Annotated in this window: 10 protein-coding genes; 4 read left to right on the top strand and 6 right to left on the bottom strand. The window is 69.7% G+C overall.

The window, feature by feature from the left end; all coding sequences use genetic code 11:
- The 3 genes from FJ108_11810 to FJ108_11800 all read left to right on the top strand — a co-directional run.
- On the top strand, positions 1-591 hold a 591-nt coding region (locus tag FJ108_11810), incomplete at its 5' end, for a hypothetical protein (protein ID MBM4336579.1).
- A gap of 2 nt (positions 592-593) precedes the next feature.
- Entirely contained in the window at positions 594-1,022 is a 429-nt protein-coding gene (locus tag FJ108_11805; GenBank protein MBM4336578.1) for a hypothetical protein, read from the top strand.
- A 266-nt stretch (positions 1,023-1,288) separates the two neighbouring features.
- Positions 1,289-1,750, top strand: a complete 462-nt coding sequence (locus FJ108_11800; protein MBM4336577.1) for a hypothetical protein — start codon at positions 1,289-1,291, stop codon at positions 1,748-1,750.
- Positions 1,751-1,795: 45 nt separating this feature from the next.
- Here the strand turns inward: FJ108_11800 and FJ108_11795 are convergent, their stop codons facing one another.
- From FJ108_11795 to FJ108_11775, 5 genes are all read right to left on the bottom strand, one after another.
- Positions 1,796-2,137, bottom strand: a complete 342-nt coding sequence (locus FJ108_11795; protein ID MBM4336576.1) for a type II toxin-antitoxin system PemK/MazF family toxin — start codon at positions 2,135-2,137, stop codon at positions 1,796-1,798.
- Positions 2,124-2,339: a DUF2281 domain-containing protein gene (locus tag FJ108_11790; protein ID MBM4336575.1), complete on the bottom strand. Its 216-nt coding sequence runs from the start codon at positions 2,337-2,339 to the stop codon at positions 2,124-2,126. Before FJ108_11790 ends, FJ108_11795 begins: the two co-directional genes overlap by 14 nt.
- Positions 2,336-2,755, bottom strand: a complete 420-nt coding sequence (locus FJ108_11785; GenBank protein ID MBM4336574.1) for a helix-turn-helix transcriptional regulator — start codon at positions 2,753-2,755, stop codon at positions 2,336-2,338. The genes FJ108_11790 and FJ108_11785 overlap by 4 nt, the downstream gene beginning before the upstream one ends.
- Positions 2,756-3,490: 735 nt before the next feature.
- Positions 3,491-4,714, bottom strand: coding sequence for an EAL domain-containing protein (locus FJ108_11780; protein MBM4336573.1), 1,224 nt, complete (start codon positions 4,712-4,714; stop codon positions 3,491-3,493).
- Positions 4,715-5,102: 388 nt separating this feature from the next.
- Entirely contained in the window at positions 5,103-6,392 is a 1,290-nt protein-coding gene (locus FJ108_11775) for a Zn-dependent alcohol dehydrogenase (GenBank protein ID MBM4336572.1), read from the bottom strand.
- On the opposite strand from FJ108_11775, the gene FJ108_11770 reads away from it, so the two are divergent.
- On the top strand, positions 6,289-6,948 hold the full coding sequence (locus tag FJ108_11770; GenBank protein ID MBM4336571.1) for a nitroreductase family protein: 660 nt from the start codon (positions 6,289-6,291) through the stop codon (positions 6,946-6,948). The two genes, FJ108_11775 and FJ108_11770, sit on opposite strands and share 104 nt — an antisense overlap.
- Here the strand turns inward: FJ108_11770 and FJ108_11765 are convergent.
- On the bottom strand, positions 6,945-8,351 hold the full coding sequence (locus FJ108_11765) for a M20/M25/M40 family metallo-hydrolase (GenBank protein ID MBM4336570.1): 1,407 nt from the start codon (positions 8,349-8,351) through the stop codon (positions 6,945-6,947). The genes FJ108_11770 and FJ108_11765 overlap by 4 nt on opposite strands.
- Positions 8,352-8,699 lie beyond the last annotated feature (348 nt).

Here is an 8,699-nt window from a genome sequence, read left to right as displayed (position 1 = left end):
CCGGGCACGGGACGCTACGTCTCCGCCGATCCCATCGGGCAGGCAGGCGGGATCAACGTCTATCGCTACGCGCGGAACAACCCGCTTCGCTTCTTCGATCCCCTCGGACTGGAAGAGGGAAGCTCAGCAAATGTTCGGAAGCGAAAGGCCGTCGCCGATTGGGCCGCCGGCCAGAGTGGGGCTACCAGCCCGTACGACTACGGCAGCTACCACTCACCTCAGTACCCGAAGGACTCGTACAAATGCAGCGCGTTCACCTGTGATGCTGCTGCGAGTGGCGGGGCAGCCGCCACCGTAACGGTCCCCGATGGCAAGGGAGGGACCACGACTCGCTGTCCGACGGCGGCCGAACTTGCAAGGGGAAACGTCCCGGACTGGAGAACGCTAAAGCCGGGCGAAGTGCCCGAGCCAGGGGATATCGCGGCAGCTCCAATCCCAGGCGGCGTCGACTACACGGGCCATGCTGCAGTTGCGACCGACGATGGAGCGGGCGGCACGACGACGGTCGGCGCTCACCACGATCAGGTCGGGCCCCCTGGCGCGGACACGTTCAGGAGCTCACCGACCTACCGGCGATATACGGGAGACTAGAGATGGGACGCTCAATGGGAGTCGCGATCGCGACCGTCGTATTGATGCTTCATGCGCCCTCCAGCATCGCCCGAGGTGCTGCCGATGATGCGCCTCGGATCGTCGTCGCCATCCTCGAACCGAGCGCCGAAGCGCATGGACCTCATGAACTCGGCTACTCGGTATCACTCGGGAGATCGAGGTTCGAGAGGGGGGACGAAGTCCTCAAGGGACTGGCTGACGCGAGGGGAAAGCGCTTGGCGATCCTGGTTCATGAGGACGTCTCGATGGGCGCAATCATGACTGTGGTCTCCCTTGCGAGCAAAGCTGGGTATCTCGACTACGTGGTCTTCGCTTTTGATCCGAAGCGCAAGGGGATGGCGGCAGTACCGGGCTTCAAGTGGGTCGACTTTTCTGCTGATCCCGAAACCGTAGAAGGTCTGCTTCGCTGACCCCGGGAGCTGCAGCCATTGCGCCCGTTGCGGTGGCGCGCCTGCTGCGGCTCGGAGGGCCGGGCTCCGGTTTCGACTCGTGCCGACGGACGGAAACAGCGCGAGAAAGCGCCTTGGGTCGTAGTGCAAGATAACAGTGGGAGGATTCGCTGGGATCGAGAGCGGCGGCGCGGGGTTGGCGGGAGACACAGCCGCCGAATGCAGGCTGCTCCCAGTCGACACCGATAGGTGTCTAGACGGCCTCTCGGCGGTGGGGTGAGCATCTCGTGAGCGATCCGAAGACCGGAGAGATCTGGAGCCCTCGCGAGTACAAGCTCGCCGTCGCTTGGCTGCTGCTTGCGGTAGGACTCTTGGTCGTCCCGTTCTTCATCTCCCCCTCGACCGAGGCGTGCTCCTCCAGCGAGCGTCCGGTGCTCCGTGCGCTTCCGTGGGCCCTGGGCGGCGGGTTGCTCGGCGCGCTGCTCAGCGTTCTGAGCATCCAGATGGTTCAACAGTCCCTGAAGCAGCGCGTCCGGCGCGGCCTCGTGTTCGAGCCGCCGGTGGGCGCTCTGGTTTTTTTCTTCGTGTACCTCGGGGCGCAGCTCGGCGTCGTCACGTTCAATCTCGGAACGTCGAGCGGATCGGACTTCGCGCGCTGGGTTCTCCTCGGGGGGCTGGCGGGCTTCGCGTGGGACATCGTTCTCGGCCGCGTCCGCGCCCGAATCGAGGACGCCAAGGAGGGTGCGTAGCGCGCCGAACCTGGCGACCGCGGCTAAAGGAAGAGCCGGCGCTCTCTACGGGCCAAGGATCTCGGCAAGCACGCGGCGCAGCGCAGCGCGGTCCTCGTCGGCGAGGCGGCCGAGGGTACGGAGCACGAGGCCGCGCTCGATGGTGGCGAGGACGGGCTTCATGACGGAGGGCCGGAGCAGCCCGGCCTCCTGCCACTTCGTGATGAGCGCCTCGCCGACGCCGGCGACGGGGCGCAGCTGGCTGGTGACGGCGAGGATCACGAGGTCGGGCCGCTCGCGGTGGTAGGCGGCGGAGGAGACGACGACGGCGGGTCGGCGCTTGGTGGTGCTCTGGTCGGTGAAGGGGAAGGGGACGAGGACCAGGTCCCCGAACTCAGAGCCGGTCATAGTCGGCGTCGTCGGGATTCTCCCAGGCCTTGGCGAAGGCGGCCTCGGAGAGCTGGGAGGCGGCGCGGGTGAGTCGCCCCTCCTCGTCGCGGCCGTGCAGGAAGTCGACGAAGTCCTCGACCTCGGCGACGCGCTCGGGCGGGAGGCGGCGGATCTTGGCGAGCAGCTGCTCTTCGTCGCTCTGGCGCTTGGGCTGACTCATCGCGCACCTCCGGTGGCCTCGCGGCCCTTGGTCTCGACGAGGGAGTTGACCGGACGGATGAAGGCGCGGCGATCCTTCTCGGGCAGCCGCATCACCTGCAGGAACTTCTTCCGGAGCCGGCGCGCCTCGGGATCTTCCTGTGACGCGCGGCTCTTCTTGGGCGGCGCGAGGCCGAGGAGCTCGTCGGCCGAGACCTCGAGGGCGCGGGCGAGCGCGACGGCGACGGGAGTGGTCGGGAACTCGGCGACGGTCTCGTAGTCGGAGACGGCCCGCTGGCTCGAGCCGATCATCTCGGCGAGCTGGATCTGGGTGATGCCCCGCTCGGCGCGCAGCTCGGCGAGCCGCTCTCCGAACGCAGACGCTGCTTGCGCCTTCCGCGGCATCGTGAGGTCGAGTGTAAGGGCGGCTTCGGCCATCTAGGGGTCCTCGGGAGAAAGTGCTCGCTCCGTCGATGCGCCAGATGCATATAGGGTTCGACAGACGACGTCCACCCTAGGAAATCACGTCTCCCGTGATCTTGGGCTTGACCGGTCTTGGGCGCGAGGGGGAGTCGATGGCGAACACACCCGCGGCGGAGCTCGAGCGGCTGAAGGCCGAGGCTCGGGGGATCGTGCTGGCGCGGCGGGGCGCGGATCTCGTGACCACGCCGGCGAAGAACCTCTGGCACTGCTTGGGCGTGTGTCAGGCGGGCGGGTCTGTGGTCGACGGGGTGATGCGGGCCGAGGGCGCGTGCTTCCGCCACGCGGTGGAGCGCTTGCGGGCGGGCTACCAGCCATCGGTCTCGCTGTCGGAGGACGTGCCCGGAGCGCAAGAAGACACCCAGATTTCCGCGCCGTACTCCGCGCCACCGTCGCCGAGACACCCAGACCTGCCGACTCTAGTGCCGAGGGCGATCGAGGGATCTACGATGGCGATCGCGATGGAAGTGCGCGAAACGGAAGTGGTGGCGAAGGCGACACGGCGGCGGTTCACCGCCGAGTACGAGCGGGTCGAGGTGCAGGAAGAGGAGCGAGCGGAGCGCTCGAGCGATTCGGGACTGCGCTGCGCCGCACGCGACGCCAGCTCTCACGCGGCCCCGATCTGGCGGAGGGTTCCCTGCGACAGGCCCGCCTCTCGTCGAGATCTGGGCTTCGTGTATCTGGCGCGGCCCTCTAGCCGCCTTCTGCGCGGAGCGGGGCGGGCTTGCCGAACAGCCAGCCCTGGCCGAACGGGATGCCCATCTGGCCGAGCGTGCGCAGCTCTTCGAGGGTGTCGAGGCCCTCGCCGATGATGCGCGAGTTCATGTCGCGCGCGATCGCCTGGAACGCGCGGACCATGTTCTGGCGCGCGGAGTCCTGGTCGATGCCGCGCACGAACGCGCGGTCGACCTTGATGAACTCTGGCGCGAGCTCGAGCACGGCCTCGAGGCTCGCGTAGCCCGCGCCGGTGTCGTCGAGCGCGAACTGGAATCCGAGCTTTCCGTAGTTGTCGCGCGCCTCGCGGAAGATCTCGTAGTTCTCGATCGACTCCTGCTCGGAGATCTCGAAGACCACGTCGCCCGGCGCGAGTCCGCAGCGCTCGAGCGTGCGCGTCAGCGCGTCGGGCTGGAAGCTCGGATCGTGGATCGCGGTCGGGCGGATGTTCATGAACAGCTTCGCGCCTTCCGGGAAGCCGATCGCACCCTCGATCGCAGCGCGGCGGCACTGGCAGTCGAGCTCGAAGAGCAGCTCCTCCTCGGCCGCGATCCCGAACAGCTCCAAGGGCGAGGCGAACGCGCCGCCCTCGGTGCCGCGGATCAGGGCCTCGTAGCCGAAGACCGTGAGCGACTTCGCGTCGACCACCGGCTCGTACACCGAGTGCAGCTTGCCGCGGACCAGGACGTCGAGGAACTCGCGCCGCCGCGTGCGGCGCTCGAGCCGGGCGTTCAGGCTCGCGTCGTCGCGCGCCTCGTCCATGCCGCGGCGCAGCTGGGAGAGCGCGGCGACGATCGGATTGCGCTGCACGAACGCGGTGCCGATCGGCAGCACCGGCAGCTTGCGCAGGTACGGGTAGGCGACACGCTGGGCGTTTCGCGTCAGGCGCTCGCGCACGGCGCGCTCGAGCGCGGGCATGCCCTTGGCGTGGAAGTCGATGTCGCGCGGCTCGCGCGCGGCGAAGCACAGCACCTCGCCGCGGCCGGCCTCCCCTCTCGCCAGCGGCTCGCGCCGGCCGAAGACGTCGAGACATGCGCCGGCGACATGATCGGCCACCGCCGCGAGCGCCCCCGAATGGGCCTGCTCGCCGTACACGCGCTCGACCTCGTCGAGCGCCGAGCAGTCGACGTAGAGCACCCCGAGCGCCCCCTGGCGGGAGAACTCCGCGCAGATCTCGGCGTACAGATCGGCGATTGGCGCCAACGGACCTCTCTGGCTCTCGCGCTCGTCCATCCGAGTCTCGACCTCGAGCGTATTGGAGGCCGGATCGGCAGGAGCGAGGCGCGCGTTTAGGGGTCCGACCGGGCCGTGGGCACGAGCTGCCCGGAGATTGCGCAGCCGGGACGTTCCCGTGACGAATCGCGCAGGGCCGCAGACGGCACGCCGCTTGCGAGTCAGTCTCTCCGAGAAGACGCGCGAGAACCAAGAGGAGAGAAGACGATGGACGTGACGACGCTCGAGTTCAGCAGTCGAGAGCAGCTCGCCAAGGCGTTCGAGCGCCACGCGAGCGACGCCCGCGTGGCGCTGTGCATCGCCGATCCGGCGCGGCTGGTCCTGCGCTACGCGCTGGCCTCAGCCCCCGTGATCGCCGCTAGCGGTAGACGATCACCCCGCGTGCATTCACGCCCTTCTCCAGGTCCTGGATCGCCCGCGGCGCGTCCACGATCGAGTAGGTGGCGCTGACCATGTCGTCCAGGTTCAGCTTCCCGCCGGTGTACAGGTCGAGCAGCATCGGGAAGTCGGATCGGAAGTTCGTGTCGCCGTAGAAGCTGCCCTTGATGGTCTTGCCCTCCATCGAGAGCATCAGGCCGTTGAAGGGCACCTGCTCGGTGATCTTGCCGACGCCCACGATCGTGGTCGTCGCTCCGCGGCGGCCCGCCGCGTGCGCCTCCATCATGAGCTGGGGAATGCCGACCGCCTCGAAGGTGAAGTCCGGGCCCAGGCCGCCTGTGAACTCCTTGCACTTCATGACCGAGCTCTCCTTCGAGCCGTTCACGGTGTGCGTCGCGCCGAAGTGACGCGCCATCTCGAGCTTCTTGTCGGCGACGTCCACCGCGATGATCTTCGCGGCGCCGGCGAGCCGGGCGCCCTGGATGATCGACAGGCCGACGCCCCCGCAGCCGAAGACCGCCACCGACGAGCCCGGCGTCACTCTTGCGGTGTTGATCGCCGCGCCCACGCCCGTCATCACGCCGCAGCCGACCAGCGCGGCCTTGTCGAGCGGGATCGACTTGTCGATCACGCACGCGCTGATCGCCGGGACGATCACCTCTTCCGACATGCAGCCGAGGAACTGCATCACGCCGAGATCCGCGCCGCTCTTGTCGTGCATTCGCGCGGTGCCGTCGAGCATGCGCCCGTGGGGGCCGCCGACGCTGCAGAACTGCGGCTGCTTGCTCTTGCAGAACGTGCACACGCCGCAGGCCGGCGCGAACGAGAGCACCACGTGGTCGCCGACCGCGAAGCCCGTCACGCCCGCGCCGATCTCCGCGACCACGCCCGCGCCCTCGTGCCCGAGCACCATCGGGCGCGGCAGCGGCAGCGTGCCGTTGATCACCGAGAGGTCCGAGTGGCAGACGCCGGTGGCGCCCATCTTGATGCGCAGCTCGCCGGCCTTGGGCGGATCCAGCCGCACGTCCTCGACGGAATACTGGTTCAGCTCACGGGTGACCACGGCCTTCATCGCGCTTCTCCTTCGGTTGGCGCGCTGGTTATACGCGCCCGGAGGGTCGCGGAGCAAGCGAGCCCGTGATCTACTTCCGCCCCTGGAGGAACCCATGGACCTTGCCGCCACCGACGAGCTTCTGACCCGGACCCGCTCCGTGCGAAAACGCCTCGACCTGTCGCGCCCCGTGCCGCGAGCGCTGATCGCGGAGTGCATCGAGATCGCGCTGCAGGCGCCGACCGGCTCGAACGCGCAGGGTTGGCACTTCGTGGTGGTCACCGACGCCGCCAAGCGCGCCGAGATCGCGCGCGCGTACAAGGAGACGCTGTCCGGCTACCTGAAGCTGCAGGAATCCGCTGGCCCGCGCTGGAAGACTCCGGGCGACCCGCGCGCGGCGCAGGAGGCGCGTGTCCGCGAGTCCGCCCTCTACCTCGGCGATCACCTGCACGAGGTTCCCGTGCACGTGATTCCGTGCGTCGAGGGCCGCGTCGAGAACGCGGGCCTGATGGCGCAGGCCAGCCTCTACGGCTCGATCCTGCCCGCGGCCTGGTCGTTCATGCTCGCGGCGCGCGCGCGGGGGCTGGGAATGGCGTGGACCACGCTGCACCTGGCGCACGAGGCCGCGATCTCGAAGCTGCTCGGGATCCCGCCGACGGTGACGCAGACGGCGCTTCTGCCGGTCGCCTTCTTCAAGGGCCGGGACTTCAAGCGGGCCACGCGCGTTCCCGGCCGCGACCTCACCAGCTGGGATTCCTGGGGCGCGCGCGGCTAGCGCGGGCGCAGGCGCGCGGCGAGCTCGAAGTACAACCGCAGAGCCGAGCGCGCGGCGTTCCGGAAGTCGTCCACGTTCAGGCTCTCGTTCTCGCCGTGCGCGTTGCAGATCGGGTCCTCGAGGCCGAGCAGCAGCACGGGCGCGCCGCCGAGCACCTCGGCGAACGGGCCGACGAACGGAATCGAGCCGCCGCAGCCGATCAGCGCGAGCTCGCGGCCGAAGGCCGCCTCGTGCGCTATTCGCGCCGCGTCGAAGGCCGGCCCGGCCGGAGCGCACTCCCAGCCGCCCGAGGCGCTTCCTAGCCCGACGTCGACCGCGACACCGCTTGGTGGATCCCTGCGCAGGAACTCCACCAGCCGCTTCGCCGCGCGCGCCGCGTCCTGGCTCGGCGCGAGCCGCAGGCCCACGCGCGCCGACGCCTCGTCCATGAGCTGATTCGCGGCGCTGGCTAGCGGCACGCCCTCGAGCGCGGTCACGGCCAGGCTCGGGCGGAACCAGAGCCGCTCCCAGGGCGTGAAGCCGGGCTCGCCGGCGAGCGCTCCGCTCGCGACCAGGCCCGCCTGCTCGCGAAACGACTTCTCGTCGAACGGAAGGCGCGCGAGCCGCGCGCGCTCGTCGGTCGAGAGCTCGCGGACGTCGTCGTAGACGCCCGGGATCTGGATCACGCCGCGATCGTCGACCAGCCGCGCGAGCAGCCGGACCAGCGCGGTCGCGGCGTCCGCGACCGGCCCGCCCCACATCCCGCTGTGCAGCGGGTGGTCGAGCGCGCGCACGCGCACGTCGACGCTGACCAGCCCGCGCAGGCTCGTGGTGAGCGACGGAACCCCCGCTTCGAGGTTGGCCGTGTCCGAGAGCAGGATCACGTCGGCCGCCAGGCGCTCGCGATGCTCGCGCAGAAACTCCCCGAGGTGGGGCGAGCCGATCTCCTCCTCGCCCTCGACGACGAGCTTCAGGTTCAGCGGTGGCGCGCCGCCGGCCGTGAAGCAGGCGCGCACCGCGGCCAGATGCACCATCAGCCCGGCCTTGTCGTCGACCACGCCGCGACCGTAGAGCCGGCCGTCCGCGCGCAAGCTCGGCTCGAAGGCCGGTGTCTGCCACTTCTCGGGCCGCCCGGGCGGCTGCACGTCGTGGTGCGCGTAGATCAGCGCGGTCGGGGCCGACGCGCCCGCGTGCAGCCAGTCACCGACGACGTACGGGTGCGCGCCGCCGATCCGAACCATCTCGACGTGCTCGAGCCCCGAGCTGCGCATCTCCTGCGCCACCGCGTCGGCCGAGCGCTCGAGCTCGTGCGCCGGATATCCGTGCGCGGAGATCCCGGGCACCCGCGCCAGGCGGACCAGGGCCTCGATCGTGGTAGAGAAGTTTCCTTCCAGCGCACGAAGCGCGGACTCCGGCACGCCCATTCCCCTCTCCCCTGCGGCGAGACGCCGTGCTCGCGCTGGCCCGGGAGTTTGCTTGGGGACTCCCCTGCCCCCCACCCTTCGCTTGATCCAGCCCCACCCGCGGAGACGCGCGATGAGGAATCGAAGCGTCCTGACGGCCGTGGCCGCCACCGCAATTCGCGTCTTCGACTTCGACTCGTGGGCGGCCAGGCGCCGAGCTCGAGCTGCAGAACGAGCTGGGCTGCCCGCTCGACCGAGCGCGAAGCGCGTCCACACTTCTCTAGCGCCCGAATGCGCCGCGCCGGATAGACTCGGGCCGTGGCGTGAGCGAACACCGGGAGGGCGGGTGATGCGCGGGAGCTGTCTCTG

The sequence above is a fragment of the Deltaproteobacteria bacterium genome, assembly GCA_016875225.1.
Classification (GTDB): Bacteria; Myxococcota_A; UBA9160; order SZUA-336; family SZUA-336; genus VGRW01.
This window is presented reverse-complemented; position numbering and strand designations above follow the sequence as displayed.

Excerpts from the sequence above, each read along its gene's own strand:
- FJ108_11805 (MBM4336578.1), top strand. The coding sequence starts at position 594 with ATGGGACGCTCAATGGGAGTCGCGATCGCGACCGTCGTATTGATGCTT.
- FJ108_11795 (MBM4336576.1), bottom strand. The coding sequence starts at position 2,137 with ATGACCGGCTCTGAGTTCGGGGACCTGGTCCTCGTCCCCTTCCCCTTC.
- FJ108_11790 (MBM4336575.1), bottom strand. The coding sequence starts at position 2,339 with ATGAGTCAGCCCAAGCGCCAGAGCGACGAAGAGCAGCTGCTCGCCAAG.
- FJ108_11785 (MBM4336574.1), bottom strand. The coding sequence starts at position 2,755 with ATGGCCGAAGCCGCCCTTACACTCGACCTCACGATGCCGCGGAAGGCG.
- FJ108_11770 (MBM4336571.1), top strand. The coding sequence starts at position 6,289 with ATGGACCTTGCCGCCACCGACGAGCTTCTGACCCGGACCCGCTCCGTG.
- FJ108_11775 (MBM4336572.1), bottom strand. The coding sequence starts at position 6,392 with ATGCACTCCGCGATCAGCGCTCGCGGCACGGGGCGCGACAGGTCGAGG.
- FJ108_11765 (MBM4336570.1), bottom strand. The coding sequence starts at position 8,351 with ATGGGCGTGCCGGAGTCCGCGCTTCGTGCGCTGGAAGGAAACTTCTCT.